Consider the following 15,136-nt stretch of genomic DNA (forward strand, 5'->3'; position numbering starts at 1 on the left):
TTCATGACCTGGCTCCATGGCAGACCGGTCATCGGTCGCGTTAGCGTCGGCAGGCATGGCGATCCATCCCCCGACAGAGGGTCGACACGCTCGCGCGGGCGACCGGCAGCATTAAAGAAGCCGGCGTGCTCGCCGCCTAGGGCTTGTTCGTACTGGCCGACGCCCCCGGCAGGTCGTCGCTGCGATAGCCGCCACCCAGCGCGCGGGTCAGCACGATGCCCGCTTGGATCTCGTCGCCGGTAAGTTGCAGGAGTTCGAGGCGTCCAGCGATGACCGGCGCCTTCGCCTGCATCGCGCTCATCCTGTCGCCGAGGCCGGTCTGGTAGCTCGCCTCGGCACTGTCGCTCGCGAAGCGCAACGCGTCGATCCGGTCATGCTGCAGATGCGAGCGATGATCGAGATCGTCGATCTGGCTGCCGCTCTGCGCGACGTCGCGCACCGCGTCGAGCACGGCCTGGTCGTACTGCTCGATCAGCGTGTTGCTGGCCGTGCGCGCGCCGTGCAGGTTCGCATTCAGGCGGCCACCGTCGAAGATCGGCAGCGTGAGGCCGGGAATGAGGTTGATCTGCTGGCTCGAATGCAGGAACAGGTCACGCATTCGCAGCGCGTTGAAACCGAAGAACGCGGTGATGTCGAAGCTCGGGTAGAACGCGGCTTTCGACGCATCGATCTTGTCGAACGACGCCTGTACCAGCCAGCGCATGGCCTGCAGATCGGGGCGCCGCGCGAGCAGCTCATACGACAGCGTCGACGGCAGCGAACCTGCCGGCGCCGGCAACGGCACCGGCGCGATCGCCGGCAGATCGTCGGGGCCGACGCCCGCCAGCGCACGCAACGCTTCGCGTGCGTGGACGATCTGCTCCTCGCTCGAGGCGATCTGCTGGTCGATCGCAAGTACCTGCGAGCGTGCCTGGGCGGTCTGGGTCAGCGCTTCGAGGCCGCGTTCGTACCGCGCCGATCGGGTGTCGAGCTCGAACGCGCGCACTTCGCGAAGCTGCCGCAACAGGTCAAGGCTCGTGTAGGTGATCTGGATGCTGTAGTAGAGTTGCGCGACGCCTGCCGAGAGTTCGAGCTCGGCCTGCGCCGCTTCCGCGCGCCGCGCGTTCTGCTCGCCGATCGCCGAGCGCACGAGGTCGCGCTGCTTGCCCCAGATGTCGATGTCGTAGTGAGCGTCGACGCCTACCAGGCCGGTCCAATACCACGGCCCATAGGCTCCGATTGCCGGGTCGTGCGACGCGTACGCACTAAGGAAACCATGACCCGAGACATGCTCGCGATCGGCTTCCGCCAGCGCGGACATCTGCAGGCCGGACCCCGCGCGGATCAGCTCGACCTGCGCATGGGCCTGCGAGACGTGCTCGCGCGCAATTGCGAGCGACGGGGCATGCGCGAGCGCCTGATCGACGAGCGTATTGAGCTGCGGATCGTGATACTGCTCCCACCAGCGTGCAGACGGCCAGCCTTCGTTGGCCAGATGGATGTCATCGGCAAGACGGATCTGCTGCGGCGCGATCATCGCTGCGGGTGGGCTATCGTGGTGAATGATCGCGCACGAGGCGAGCATGGGCAACGCGAGCGACGCGAGCCAGTGGTTGAGCAGTCGTGTGGCTGATCGTGTGCTCGATCGTACGGCCGGCATGCGCGTCAGGCGCCACAGGCTCGGTAAGTGCGGTAGGCGCAACACGCGGCGCAGGATGCAAGCGAAGTGCGTCATCGCAGATCACCCCGCACTCGCGAATTCGCCGGACGCACGTTCGTCGGGCAACCAGCGTGGCAACCCGGCGAGCGCCGCGTCAATGCGTTGCGCGAGCCGCTCCAGTGTTTGCCCATCTGCCGTCTCCGTTGCCCCTGCCGGCGGCAGCGCGGTGCGCAGTCCACTCGGATCGAGGCGCGCCGGCGTCATCGCGGCCGATGGCTCGGCCGCGAGCTGCGAAGCGTATCGCTCCAGCGCATCCGCGACATCTGACTGAAACTTCGCTGCGCGCTCCGTCGGCGCGCTTGCCGACGCATTGATCATCGCCTCATGGTGAAACGCTTCGAGCGCGACAAGCATCGCCCGGCTCTGCGCGAGCACCGTCTGCGACAGCAGCGTAATACGGGTCGTCTCTCCCTCGCGCCAGTCGGGTTCGAGCGCGACACGCGCGAGCGCCATCTCGCAATCCGCGACCATGGCCCACGTTTCAACCACCGCTGCCGAATCCGTCGCGCGTGGGCCGCTCTGCACCGCCTTCGCCTCGATACGCGCCAGCGCCGCGATCTTGCGCAAGATCGACGTCAGTTGCGTACGCAGGCCCTCCGATTCGCGCTCCGGCCACATCGACATCTGGATGAAGGTGGCCACGCCGACACCCAGGACGATACCGACGATCCGGTCGCGGATCTCGGTGAGATCTGACGGCGGCGAGAACGATTCGAGCAAGGCCAGCGCGAACGTAAACATGATCTGGATTCCTGCATAGCTGATCCGCTCGGATCCCGCCGCCACCCAGGCGCCGAGCGCGATCACGGGCAAGCTCATCAGCAGTAGCCCCGTCACGCTTTCCAGTTGCGGAATCACGAACGCGACCATGAACAGCGCCAGGGCACTGCCGATCAGTGCGCCGCTGATCCGCAGCACGCCCTGGCGGCTCGACGCGCCCAGGCTCGGCAGTGCGACCACGAGACACGTCAGCATGATCGTGTGGATACCCGGCCAGTTCACCGCGTTGTAGAACACGTAGCAGACCAGTACCGAGAACAGCGTACGCAGCGCGAAGCGCGCGTAACGTGGATTCGCGAAAACGTCCGGTTCGGGCTGCGCGGAACGCGCCGCCGCTTTCGTCGCCTGCTCCGCTTTCTCCGGTTTCTCCGGTTGCTCCGGTTGCTCCCCTTTCTCCGCTGCACTGCCGGCGGCCGCATCGTCCGGCCGCGTCGGCGCGACAGCACCCCGCGTGGCTTCGGAGAACACGTTGAGCGCACGTTGCATCGCGTCGAGCGCGGGTATCGAGGTCAACACCGGCGCCTGGCGCGATGCGCCCCAATGCCGCCATTGCAGGTTGTCGCCAATCGCGTGATCGAGAGACGCAAGTTCGTCCTGCACCACACGGATGGCATCGATCTGCCCAGCGTCGCGCGCGACTGCATGCTCAGGCAGCACCGCCGCCGCTTCGAAGATGCGCGATACCACGGTCACGCAGGCCAGCCACGCCGAGGCATCTTCCTCGCTGTAGTGGTGACGCATGGTCGAAAAGCGCAACAGCTTCTGCAACGCGAGTGCGCCGCGCTCGAGATCGAGCGAGCCAATATGCACTGCCGCCGCATTCACGTCGATCATGACCGCGAGCCGCGCACGGGCCGTCGCGAGCTGCCGTTGCATGGCGGCGCGCAACTGCTGCTCCGGTTCGGCTGGCAGAAACAGCGTGTTGATGATCAGCGACAGGACAACCGCGTAGTTGACCGCCACCCATACCCACAGACAGTCACGCACCAGCGCTTCCGCGTTATCGGTCTGATCGGCAAAGGTCTGCGCGTAAATCACGATCAGCGAGACGAGAAAGAACACCAGCCCCAGTTTCGCCACGGCCCGCATCAGATAAGCGCTGCAGAAAAAGATGGCGCTTGCGATGATGATGCGCAACAGCGGATAGTCGAATGTCAGCTTGTAGACGCCGATGATGCAGGCAATCGCGCAGGTCGTGCCGATCACGGCCAACAATGCGACGAGGCGGGTCAGCACGATGTTCGACTGCGTGACGAAGAACACCGCGATCAGCGACAACGCCAGCTCGGGCACCTGCAAGGTCATTGACACGACAATCACGAGCGCGCAGCCGAGCACGCTGCGCATGGCCACGTTGGCGCGCCCCGGAAACCCGCCAAGCTCCGCGCGCAGGAAGCCTCCCAGTTGCCCGAGCTGCCGCGGCCAGGCGAGATGACGCCCGACGCCGTCGAGCCCGCTCATGACGGCGCTCCATTGGGCGTCGCGCGAGCGTCACGATTTTCGTGACGTTCGGGCTGCAGCACGGCGACCGCGGACGTGCCGATCCGGAACATCTGCGGATCGGGATGATCGACCAGTATCTTCACCGGAAAACGCTGTGAGACGTGCACCCAGTTAATGCTGCGCTGAATGCTCGGCAGACCGTTCGCGGTGCCGCTGCCATCCTGCGGATCGACGCCGAAGCCGATCGAGTCGACCGAACCGCTGAAACGGATGCGGGTATTGCTCATCAGGTACACGGTCGCACGGGTGCCGGGCCGGATGTTGCCGAGCTCGTTCTCGCGAAGATTGGCGATCACGTACCAATGCCGCGTATCGATCAGCGTGAAGACGGGTTTTTGCGCGGACACGAATTGCCCGACGGACGTGCGCAACTCGACAACGCGGCCATCGAACGGCGCGTGCACGGTCGCATATTCCAGGTTGAGTTGCGCCGTGGAAATTTCAGCCGTCAGCACCGCGCGCTGCGCGACGAGCGCGGCGACGCTGCTGACTGCCGCCTGCGCCTCGCGGGCTTGCGCTTGCGCGGCCGCAAGCTCGGCGAGCGCCGAGCGTTGCGTAGTGCGCGCGCGCTCCAGATCGTCGGCGGAAATGTAGCCCTTCCCGATCAGCGGCTCCATTCTCGCCAGCGTATCCCCCGCCTGCTTCGCGGCGGCCTGGGCGCGCGCAACCGACGACTTTGCCGCGTCGGCACTGAATCCTTGTGCATTGACGGTACGCTGGGTCAGCGGAATCTGCGCATCGAGTTGCGCGAGCGCCGCCTGGGCGCGCTGCAACGCGAACTGATACGGCCGCGGGTCGATCTCGAACAGCAGATCGCCCTGCTTCACCGCCTGGTTGTTGCGCACCGCAAGCGTCACAATCTTGCCGCTGACTTCGGGCGAGACGCCGATCGTATCGGCGTACGCATAGGCGTCGTCGGTGCGCGGCACGGTATCCACGCGCCAGATCACGGCAATGATCGCGATCACGGCCAGCGCGATCAGCAGCATGGCGGGCCAGGTTCGCGGACGCTGCTTTCCTGCGTCCGTGCTTTGGGCAGCAGTCATGGTCACACGGTCAGCTAAAGGTTAAAGGGATCAAAGGCGTTAAAGGTTGAAGCCTGCTACCCAGAGCGCGACGGCAAACAGCACCGTCAGCGCCGGATAGACGATCGCCGGCGGCGTGAGCCAGGCGCCGCGGCCGCTTCGCGAAAGCAGCACGTGCACGCATACGACCAGCAGCACGCCGCCCACGATACAAAACAGCCAGTCCGGAAAATACGCACCCAGCACGCCAACCGACGGCGCGTCGCTACACGCAGCCAGCGTCAAGGTCGCGCACGACATCAGGACCGCCCATCCGTGGCGCCTACGGCGCACACCACTCGACATCGCCGTCTCTCCCTGATGGCAGACAATGAAGCATTACGATTCAACTGGACGCGCGATCCTGGCGCACCGGACATTCCGGATGCCAAGGTTCAGCGCGTCAGGTTCACTTTCGCGAGATCGATCAGCTCGCTGCCGCGTCCGTCCATCACCGCCTTCATCATGAAGAGGCCGAAATGCCAGGCTTCATCGACGGTGGTCTTCGGCGGCATGATCAGTTCCTGCCGTGCACTGACGACGTCGACGAGCGCGGGTCCGTCGTGCGCGAGCGCGGCCGCGATCGCGCCTTCGAGTTCCTGCGGTTTCTCGACGCGAATGCCCTTCACGCCCATCGCTTCGGCCATGCGCGCGAAGTTCGGATTGACGAGGTCGGTGCCGGTATCGACGAAGCCCGAGGCGCGCATTTCGATCTCCACGAAGCCGAGCGTACCGTTGTTCAGCACAATCACCTTCACCGGCAGCTTCGCCTGCACCAGCGTGATGAAGTCGCCCATCATCATCGTGAAGCCGCCGTCACCGGACATCGAGATCACCTGGCGGCCAGGGTACGTGGCCTGAGCGCCGATCGAATGCAGCATCGCGTTCGCCATCGAGCCGTGGTTGAACGAACCGATCAGCCGGCGCCGGCCGTTCAGCTTCAGATAGCGCGCCGTCCAGGCGATCGGCGTGCCGACGTCGCAGGTGAAGATCGCGTCATCCGCCGCGAGCTGGCTCACGAGCCGCGTCACGTACTGCGGATGGATCGTCGTACTCGACGGATTACTCTCGGCAAGCGAGTCCAGATCCTTGCGCGCCTTCTGGTAATGCGCGAGCGCGCTGTCGAGGTGCGACGAATCGGTCTTTTCCTTGAGGACCGGCAGCAACGCGGCGAGCGTGTCCTTGACCGTGCCGACAAGGCCAAGATCAAGCGAACAGCGGTTGCCGAGCGCTTCGGGACGCACGTCGATCTGCGCGATCGTGGCGTCTTCCGGATAGAACTGCCGGTAAGGAAAATCGGTGCCGAGCAGCAACAGCATGTCGCACGCCTTCATCGCGGCGTAGCCCGACGCGAACCCCACCATGCCCGTCATGCCGACGTCGTAGGGGTTGTCATGTTCGATGTGCTCCTTGCCGCGCAGCGAGTGCACGATCGGCGCCTTCAGGCGCTTCGCGAGTTCGACGACTTCGTCGTGCGCGCCCGCGCAGCCGGCGCCGCACATCAGCGTCACGCGCGATGCCGCGTGCAGCACATCCGCGAGACGCACGATCTCTTCGTCAGCCGGACGCAGCACGGGCGGCGCCGACGGCACCAGCCAGGGCGCGACCTTGGCCGTAGTCGGCGATAGCGCGACGTTGCCCGGAATCACGACGACCGCCACACCGCGCCGTCCGACCGCGGCGCGCATTGCGCGGGTCAGGATCTGCGGCAACTGGTCGACGTGCGACACGAGTTCCACGTAGTGGCTGCACTCCTTGAACAGGATTTCCGGATGCGTCGCCTGAAAATAGTCGATGCCGATCTCCGAGCTGGGAATGTGCGCGGCGATCGCGAGCACGGGCACGCCGCTACGGTGGCAGTCGAATAGTCCATTAATCAGGTGCAGGTTGCCCGGTCCGCAACTGCCGGCACATACCGCCAGTTGACCGGTGAGATGCGCTTCCGCGCCGGCCGCGAAAGCAGCGCCTTCCTCGTGCCGCACGTGGATCCAGTCGATCTCACCGGAGCGCCTGAGCGAATCGGAGATGCCGTTCAGCGAGTCGCCGACGACGCCGTAAATGCGCTTCACGCTGGCCTGTGTCAGGGCATCGACCAGATAGTCCGCTGCCGTGGTCATGATGCCTCCTGCCGACGTGCCGCAACGGACTTAGCCGCCCCCTTGGGCGGCAGCGAACCTGAATGAGCGTGGGGGTAATTCACGATGCGCCTCCTTCTCCCGATGACGGGGTGTGCAGGCACATGTGCCGGCGGCCACGGTTTGACTTCGACCATGGTGTCGCGGCTCGTCCGGGCGTGCTTTAGGATTCGCACGGTGACGTATCGAAATCGCGTGAACCGGCGGCGCAGCGATCTCGCAAGCAAATCGTGCCCGCCGGGATACCGTGACTTACCTACCGTTACGGGGATCCACTTCTACGACGGACACGCATTCCATTGGTGTCCGCTCTTACCGGGCGCGGCGCTGCGTGGCCAGATCGCGACCGATGCGGCGGATCTCGGCCTCGCCCTGCGCAAGCGCGTCAGCGTTCGTATGCACCGAGTAGTAGCCGAGCACCAGGGGATAGGGATGCTTGATCGCGGAGCCGATGACGAACGACGTCGCGTGCTCGGCATGCAACTCGATGGGCGCCCCGTCGGATTCCTCGAATACGGCGAGCTCCCCTGCCTCGATCGGCTCGGATGCGTTCAGCCTCCCCTTGTCGATCGCCAGCCACGAGACGTTGTGTCCGGCAGGCGGCATGTATCGCCACGTATCCCCAGCGCTCAGTTCAACATGGAAGTAGTTGATACCTTCGGGCGCGCGAATATCGCTCGCCGCCGATCCGTGGCGGCCGATGATGACGCGAACCGGCCCATCCCGCTGGACCTCGGCCGGCGAGATGTACTGGCTTTCCGCTGGCGAGTTCTCCTGCGAGGGCGGCAGGGCGACCCAGAGTTGAAAGAGGCGTACGGCTTCGCCCGGTAATACGTTTCCGTCGTGCCAGACGCCATTGCCAGCCTTCATCCATTCGAGGCCGCCGGCGGGAAGTTCGCCACTCTTGCCTGTCGTGTCCGCATAGGAAATTCCGCCGCTCAGCACCGTGGTGAGTGTGGCGAGACCCGAGTGCGGGTGCATCCCGAACATCGGCTTGCCGGTCGGCACGACCAGGGCGTGATCGAGGAACACAAAAGGCTTGATCAACTCGCCGATATCGGAAGGACTGGCCAGACGCGTAATGCCGCCGTGCGCACTGCCAGTGGTGCGGAATGCGACCCGGCGCGGGGCCAGCGTTGTCTCTGGAATCGGGGTGACTACGGCTGTGTCGGTGTTCATGGCTCTGCCTTGGTAAAAACGCGATACACGTAAGGTAAGAGCTTGCACTCCATCTGAAAAGCCTATATTTTTAGATTTCAGGTATCGATTGGAGCGATGGATATGCTTGACGGCGTAACGCTTGACCAGCTTCGGACCTTCATCGCGGCGGTCGATGAAGGCAGCTTCTCAGCAGCCGGGCGCAAGCTCCGGCGCGCGCAATCAGTAGTTAGCCAGACCCTTGCGAATCTCGAGGCACAACTCGAAGTGAAGCTGTTCGATCGCACGGCCCGCTACCCGCAGCTCACCGACGCAGGCAAGAGCTTGCTGCTCGATGCCCGTTCCGTGGCCGACACGATTGATGGTTTCAAGGCGCGAGCACGCGCGATGCGGGAGGGTCTGGAGCCCGAACTCTCCGTCGCGATGGACGTGATGTACCCCATGGATAGTCTGACGCGCGCGGCGGCTCAGTCCCAGAAGGACTATCCGCACACGCCGCTGCGGCTCTATGTCGAGGCGCTGGGCGGTGTGATGAAGCTGGTGCTCGACCGGATCTGCAATATCGGCGTGATCGGCACGCTGCCGATCGTGACGGATGAACTGCAGGTCGAATCCTTGCGCGAGCTGAAACTGGTGACGGTTGTCAGCCCCGCTCATCCGCTCGCAAATAGCCGGGGCATCATTTCCGCCGCCGCAATCAAGAAGCACGTGCAACTTGTACTCAGCGACCGAACCGCGTTGTCCGAGGGACGCGAATTCGGCGTGCTGTCCGCCTCGACGTGGAGGCTCGCGGATCTGGGGGCCAAGTATGCCTTTCTGAAGGCCGGCCTGGGCTGGGGGCATATGCCCCTGCACATGGTCAAGGAAGATCTCGACAGTGGCACCCTCGTGGCGATTCGCATTGAAGGCCTGCCGCGCGATGTAGCGATGCCAATGAAGGTTGTTTACCGCAAGGACGCGCCGCCGGGGCCGGCCGCTCGCGCCTTCATTGCACAGTTGGGGAAGTAAGCAGTATGGTGGCGGCCCGCTGGCGTTGCAGCGAGCGCCGATCCCGGAGAGACGAGCCAGCTGGTTGGCCGGTCGTCTCAGCGGATCAGACTTTTCAGCTCGCGTTCGCAGGCGAGACACGCAAAGCTGTGCGGCCGGTGAGCGCGTCCAGGCTGAATGCGCCGGCGCCGAACCAGGTGATTTGCAGGAGACCACCGGCCATCATCACGTTCTTGAGGAAGTGAATCATCTGGTTTTGATCGGCGAAGTTATGGTGAAAAAACAGCGCTGTGACCACACAGAACACCGCCATCCCCAACGACACAGTGCGAGCCCGGTAGCCCGACAGCAGCAGCAGGCCGCCGCCCAGCTCGGTCAGCACGGCAAGAATGAACGCGAGTGGCGGCACGGGCAGACCCATGGCCGCGATATAACCAACCGTCGCGCCATACGCCGCGAGTTTGCCCAGCCCGCTCATGACAAACGGTGCACCGATCAGAATACGACCCAGCAACGGAAGAAATTTAAAACGTTCCATAACTAACTCCTAAGATAAATTTAACCAGGTGGATTAAGAGAAAGGGAATTAGCCGGCGTCCACCATCACCAGCTCGGAATCTTCAAGAGCAGAAATCTGTGCTGCGGCGACTTTCGTCATCGCCACGCCATCCAGCGGCCCAACGGGCTCGCCATTTACTTCGATGCGTCCCGAGGCCACGACGAGATAGGCGCGACGCGCCGGACTCAACTCGTATCGAACGCTTTCACCGGCCTTTAGCATTGCGCCGAACACACGCGCATTGGCGCGAATCGGCAGCGCACCTTCATCGCCGGCGAACCCGCTGGCAAGGGCTACAAAGCGCCCTGACCGGTCGCCTCTTGGAAACGGCTTGGTATCCCATGCGGGTTCACCACCGGCTTTGCGAGGCAGCAGCCAGATCTGGTAGACCTTGAGCGGCACTTCGCCCTTGTTGAACTCGGCGTGGCGTATGCCCGTACCGGCGCTCATGACCTGGACATCACCTGCGTGGATCGTTCCTTCGGATCCCAAAGTGTCCCGATGCCCGAGCAGGCCCTGGCGCACGTACGTGATGATTTCCATGTCACGATGCCCGTGCATGGGGAAACCGCTGCCAACCGCGATCTCGTCGTCGTTCCACACAATCAGGGGACCGAGAGCGGCATGGTCGGGATTGCCGTCGGCGCTCACCGCGAAATGGTATTTCGCGCGCAGCCAATCTCGGTTCGCCGTGTCCAGTGATTCCCAACGCCTGTGTGTGAGCATGTCCATCTCCGTTTTCCGCCGCCATTTCCTGCCGTCGCCAATGCGACGCTTGTCACCTGTGCGACCGACTGAATTCAGCGCTGATGCAAGTGATGCAGGTGATGGGATGAATGCTATATTCGCAATGAACTCGCGCATATCTCCTACAATGAAACGTTTCGTTGCCACTAATAGAACGATTAGAAGGAGTTGAAGTCCGCCTATGAACGCAATCACTGACCTCAATGATCTTCGGCTCTTCGCAGAGGTGGTCGAGCGAGGGAGCTACACGGCGGCCGCGCGCGGCCTCGGCTTGCAGACCTCGAAACTCAGCCGGCGCGTTCGCGCACTGGAAGAAGAACTTGGCGTTCGGCTGCTCAATCGCACCAGCCGGAGCCTTTCCTTGACGGAAACCGGGCGGCAGTTCCACCAGCATTGCCTTGCGCTGGTGGCGGAAGCCAGGGCTGCGAAAGAAATCGTGGAGCGTACGCGCTCCAAGCCTCAGGGCACCGTCCGCATCGCCTGTCCGGTGGCTTTGCTGGAGTCCGGCATCTCCACGATCATCGCGCGATACGTGCAAGACAACCCTGACGTCCAGGTTCTGCTGGATGCAACCAACCGCCGCGTGGATGTCGTCGAGGAAGGTCTCGACTTTGCCATCCGGGTCAGGCTGCCGCCGTTGGAGAACACCGATCTCGCCGTCCGTCAGTTGGGCTTGTCGATCCACATTCTGGTTGCCAGTCCCGAACTGGCGGCGCGCCATCCGGTGCCCCGCTCGATCGAATCCGTCAAGGAATGGCCCACCCTCTCCATGGCGAGCAGCAATGAGCGATTTGTGTGGAATCTGGTCGACGCTGAGGGGGGCGTGACCTCATGGGCGCACCAGCCTCGCCTCGCCACCGACGACCTGGCGAGCCTTCGGGTGGCAGCGATATCCGGCGTCGGCGTGGCGATGCTGCCGAGAGAATTGGTTGAGGCCGATATTCAGGCCGGCCGCCTGCAGCACCTACTGCCAGGTCTGGCCAGCACGCCGGGCCTTGTGCATGCGATCTTCCCCACGCGCCGGGGCATGGTTCCGGCCGTGCGCCACTTGCTCGATGCGCTGGTGGCAGGATTCGAAGGCCAGAACCGGCAGCGCTAGAGCGGTGAGCGGTGGCCCGCAATGAGTCCGCCTTCTGCGCGGTTTTAGCGTGCAGTATGCGGGTCGGCCGCGGCCAGCAGCTTCTCCGTGAGAAACTCGCCGATGGCATCCAGCGCTTGTGCCGATGCCTTCAGACTTCCAATGCTGCCGGCGAAGCCATGCGGCATCCCCATCCAGACATCGAGCCGGGCATCGGTTCCGGCAGCAATCGCACGCTCGATATAGCAACGCGAATCATCGAGCAGGACTTCGTCGTCGCCGACGTGAATGCGAACGGGGGGCAAGCCGGAAAGCTGCCCGTGAAGCGGCGAAGCCAGCGGAAGTTTCGGATCGGCACTCCCCAGATAGGCATGCACCAGCTCCGCGACTTGCGGAAGGGTGAAATACGGATCGGCATCCGCGCGCGTCACATACGTCTCGCTCAAAAGCGTCAGATCGGTAACCGGCGATAGTGCGGCCACGCCGACAAGCGCCGCCTTTGCGGAGGCCGCGTCAGCGGAGACGCGTGCGGCGAGTACCAGCGCGAGATTGCCACCGGCAGAATCTCCCGTGATGGCAATCCGGCGAATTCCCCTTTCCTCAAGGCCGCGGTAAGACGCCAGCACGTCGTCGACAGCCGCGGGAAAAAGATGCTCGGGCGCAAGCCGATAGTCCGCGATAAAGGCGCTTGCTGCCGCCCTCGCAGCGATATGGCCGACAAGGTGACGGAAGGCTTTGGCACTGCCCAGGTTGAACCATCCGGAGTGCAGATGGAGGATCGCTTCGTCGGACCGACGATCCGCAGGATGAACCCAGAGGCCCGCAATGCCGCCAACGGTGTCGGCTTCGAAGGTCACGTCGTCGCGTGGCGAAACGCGTTCCATCATGGCATCAAAAGGCTCGCGTGCTTCGATGCCCCTCAGTTTGCCTTTCATGGGGCTCGCCATGGCTCGCGCCGCAGCGGTGATCCCCGCATCTTCCGGGTCAAGCGGATGGGTTACGACGAAATCCCCCAACGCACCTTCAGTTGTCGAACGTTGCATGCTCAGCTCTTTCGAATTAATGGTTGTCAATGGCACCGGTCCTCGGCCAATGTCGAACGACGGTCTGTAGCCTGGTGAATTCGCTTTCCGGATCCGTGTCGGCGGCCAGGCAGGGATCTGCCTGGCCGTCTCATGCGCGCGTCAACGGTGCAGTTCAGCCAAACAGCTTGTTGGCCGTCCGGGCGATCAGTTCGCCCTGGTGGCGAGCGCCGGCGAGCTCGATCGCGCTCGGCTGGCGTTGACCTTGCCCACCCGCGATCGTCGTAGCGCCGTACGGCGAACCGCCGACGATTTCGTCCAGCGTCATTTGCCCCTGGTGGCTATACGGCAGGCCGACGACGGTCATACCGAAGTGCAGCAGATTGGTAATGATCGAGAACAACGTCGTTTCCTGGCCGCCGTGCTGGCTCGCCGTCGACGTGAACGCCCCGCCGACCTTGCCATTCAATGCACCGCTCATCCACAGGCCGCCGGCTTGATCCAGGAATGTCGCCATCTGCGATGAGATGCGCCCGAATCGGGTCGGCGTGCCGACGACAATAGCGTCGTAGTTGGCGAGCTCGGCGACGGTCGCAACCGGCGCTTGCTGATCGAGCTTGAAGTAGGCGGCCTTGGCCACGTCCGCCGGCGCGGTCTCCGGCACCCGCTTGACGTCGACCGTGGCGCCCGTGGAGCGCGCACCTTCGGCGACGGCATCCGCTAGCGCTTCGACATGGCCATACGAGGAATAATATAGAACCAGAACTTTCGACATTTCGATCTCCTTCCTATATCTGCGTGGTACCACGGTGGGGAATCATGTGAGTCCGCCCTACCCAAGCACGCGTCATGACGGGCGCCCGAAATGAAATAATGACTCGACGTGAAGGCTACGACCGAAATGCTGATGCGCATAGCTCCACGGTTGCAACGGACCATTGCTTCTGGCAGAACGACAAGAATTAATCAACGCATCCGAATGATGGCTGGCAGACGCCCATAAAGCAAAACGGCTGAGGCTTCCCACCGATACAGATAGGAAGCCTCAGCCGCAAATTACGCGATCCTCGAGAATCGCGCCTCTACATCAACATTACAGACCGCTTGCTGCGCCCGAACGGGACGTTCCGTCAACACCACCACCGTAGCCCGAAACAGGGGCTTGGGCAGCGGCATTCTGCGCCGCGACTTTTGCTTCAGCTGCCTGGATGTTCTCGGGATAGTGAAGCCAGTCATGCGGGTCGTAGCCAGCTTTCTCGAGCTGGGCCAGCTCGGCGCGCACCTGCGCACGACTTACTGGCTGACTGGACTGTGCGAACGACGCTACGGGTGCTGCAATAAGAGCAGCAATAAGAACCATCCTGGTGAACGACTTCATGGTGACCTACCTCAACGATTGTTTTAGTTGCGCTACAGAGCAGCTACGCTGCCAAGGCTGCACGCAGTCTAAAGGGCAAAAATCATTAGGGTAAGTACTAGTTTTTGAACTCTCTGTTGCCAATGCGACAACAATCGGCCAACGTCGCCGTTGAGTATGCAAGAGCGGATGATGCGACCTCCACCCTGCGCGCCTACAGCATCACGTAGCTCCTGATGATGTGGTCGACCAGGGTCGGCAGACGCTGAGCGACCCGCCGGGAATCGCTGCCTGATCTGGCGTTGCTTGTTGCATTCTCCCAAAGCATCATCAACGTATCCACCAACGCCTCGGCATCTACTGCATGTGCGGCAATTGCCAGTCGCATCAAGAGTGCTCGAAACTCCGGGCCAAGCTTGATACGCGATAGCCTGACAGGATGATTCTCGTCGGAGAACTGTATCGCCGACAATTGAGGCTGCCCCGGCGGATGACTACCGGAAGCCAGTTCGACGGCGACATCGATAAAGAGCTCGAGCAAGTGTTGGACAGGCTCCTCCCCGGATCGATGTCCAGCTTCCCGCCATTGCGCACGCTGACCATCACAAAGCAGGTCAGCATAAGCTTGTAGAAACGCCTTGCGCGAGCCGAAAATCCGATAGATGTGCCTCTTACTGAGCCCCGTTTGATCGGCGAGCCGATCGAGATTCAACGACTCGACCGGCTCGCGATAGAAAAGCGCTACTGCGGCTTCAAGAATGCTGTTCCGGAGATCGTCCGCTGCAGCCCGCGGACGTCTGCCGTTCTTTCGACGGATCGCGGACCGCGCAACTCGCAACGAGTCGGTTTCGCGTTCATCTTGCTGAGCAAATTCATCCACTAATGCTTTCCACATCGTTTAGTTATCCTTTGTGTCAGCAGTCGACCCGCATCAAAGACTGTTGCAGCGGTTTTTCTAACAAAGCATTTTTGCGAATCACGCGTGATCGACCCGGGAAGAACCGCCTCGTAAGCCGTGTCGCTCTACGCACGCCTCATCGCATTACT

At 62.9% G+C, this 15,136-nt stretch carries 14 protein-coding genes; 2 read left to right on the forward strand and 12 right to left on the reverse strand.

Features of this window, described 5'->3' with window-relative positions; genetic code table 11:
• Positions 1-136: 136 nt before the first annotated feature.
• The 6 genes from PQQ86_RS10900 to PQQ86_RS10925 all read right to left on the reverse strand — a co-directional run bounded on the left by PQQ86_RS10900 (position 137) and on the right by PQQ86_RS10925 (position 8,360).
• Entirely contained in the window at positions 137-1,714 is a 1,578-nt protein-coding gene (locus PQQ86_RS10900; RefSeq protein WP_408266491.1) for an MdtP family multidrug efflux transporter outer membrane subunit, read from the reverse strand.
• Between the two features lie 6 nt (positions 1,715-1,720).
• Complete coding sequence (locus PQQ86_RS10905; RefSeq protein WP_408266493.1) at positions 1,721-3,940, reverse strand: FUSC family protein; 2,220 nt, start codon at positions 3,938-3,940, stop codon at positions 1,721-1,723.
• The gene (gene mdtN, locus PQQ86_RS10910; protein ID WP_408266495.1) at positions 3,937-5,028 is read right to left on the reverse strand and encodes a multidrug transporter subunit MdtN; all 1,092 of its coding nucleotides are present in this window, start codon (positions 5,026-5,028) and stop codon (positions 3,937-3,939) included. Before mdtN ends, PQQ86_RS10905 begins: the two co-directional genes overlap by 4 nt.
• Before the next feature lie 39 nt (positions 5,029-5,067).
• Positions 5,068-5,307: a YtcA family lipoprotein gene (locus PQQ86_RS10915; RefSeq protein ID WP_408266497.1), complete on the reverse strand. Its 240-nt coding sequence runs from the start codon at positions 5,305-5,307 to the stop codon at positions 5,068-5,070.
• 134 nt (positions 5,308-5,441) lie between these two features.
• Positions 5,442-7,163 (reverse strand): ubiquinone-dependent pyruvate dehydrogenase, encoded by a 1,722-nt coding sequence (gene poxB, locus PQQ86_RS10920; protein WP_408266499.1) that lies wholly within the window; start codon positions 7,161-7,163, stop codon positions 5,442-5,444.
• A 330-nt stretch (positions 7,164-7,493) separates the two neighbouring features.
• Entirely contained in the window at positions 7,494-8,360 is an 867-nt protein-coding gene (locus PQQ86_RS10925; RefSeq protein ID WP_408266501.1) for a pirin family protein, read from the reverse strand.
• Between the two features lie 102 nt (positions 8,361-8,462).
• Between PQQ86_RS10925 and PQQ86_RS10930 the strand changes: the two genes are divergently transcribed.
• Complete coding sequence (locus tag PQQ86_RS10930) at positions 8,463-9,347, forward strand: LysR family transcriptional regulator (RefSeq protein ID WP_408266503.1); 885 nt, start codon at positions 8,463-8,465, stop codon at positions 9,345-9,347.
• Between the two features lie 94 nt (positions 9,348-9,441).
• Here PQQ86_RS10930 and PQQ86_RS10935 read toward each other — a convergent pair whose 3' ends face one another.
• Positions 9,442-9,864 carry a DoxX family protein gene (locus PQQ86_RS10935; protein ID WP_054035269.1) on the reverse strand — a complete coding sequence of 141 codons (423 nt, stop codon included), beginning with the start codon at positions 9,862-9,864 and terminating at the stop codon, positions 9,442-9,444.
• Positions 9,865-9,912: 48 nt separating this feature from the next.
• On the reverse strand, positions 9,913-10,611 hold the full coding sequence (locus PQQ86_RS10940; protein ID WP_408270225.1) for a pirin family protein: 699 nt from the start codon (positions 10,609-10,611) through the stop codon (positions 9,913-9,915).
• 202 nt (positions 10,612-10,813) lie between these two features.
• Between PQQ86_RS10940 and PQQ86_RS10945 the strand changes: the two genes are divergently transcribed.
• Positions 10,814-11,731 (forward strand): LysR substrate-binding domain-containing protein, encoded by a 918-nt coding sequence (locus tag PQQ86_RS10945; protein ID WP_408266505.1) that lies wholly within the window; start codon positions 10,814-10,816, stop codon positions 11,729-11,731.
• A gap of 44 nt (positions 11,732-11,775) precedes the next feature.
• On the opposite strand, the gene PQQ86_RS10950 is transcribed toward PQQ86_RS10945, so the two are convergent.
• The 4 genes from PQQ86_RS10950 to PQQ86_RS10965 all read right to left on the reverse strand — a co-directional run bounded on the left by PQQ86_RS10950 (position 11,776) and on the right by PQQ86_RS10965 (position 14,984).
• Positions 11,776-12,753: an alpha/beta hydrolase fold domain-containing protein gene (locus tag PQQ86_RS10950; RefSeq protein ID WP_408266507.1), complete on the reverse strand. Its 978-nt coding sequence runs from the start codon at positions 12,751-12,753 to the stop codon at positions 11,776-11,778.
• 154 nt (positions 12,754-12,907) lie between these two features.
• A complete protein-coding gene (gene wrbA, locus PQQ86_RS10955) occupies positions 12,908-13,507 on the reverse strand; it encodes an NAD(P)H:quinone oxidoreductase (protein ID WP_408266509.1) in 600 nt (199 codons plus the stop codon).
• Between the two features lie 318 nt (positions 13,508-13,825).
• Positions 13,826-14,110, reverse strand: coding sequence for a DUF4148 domain-containing protein (locus PQQ86_RS10960; RefSeq protein WP_408266511.1), 285 nt, complete (start codon positions 14,108-14,110; stop codon positions 13,826-13,828).
• 193 nt (positions 14,111-14,303) lie between these two features.
• Positions 14,304-14,984 carry a TetR/AcrR family transcriptional regulator gene (locus tag PQQ86_RS10965; RefSeq protein ID WP_408266513.1) on the reverse strand — a complete coding sequence of 227 codons (681 nt, stop codon included), beginning with the start codon at positions 14,982-14,984 and terminating at the stop codon, positions 14,304-14,306.
• Positions 14,985-15,136: the final 152 nt, after the last annotated feature.

Source organism: Paraburkholderia sediminicola (genome assembly GCF_046026675.1).
Taxonomy (GTDB): domain Bacteria; phylum Pseudomonadota; class Gammaproteobacteria; order Burkholderiales; family Burkholderiaceae; genus Paraburkholderia; species Paraburkholderia sediminicola_F.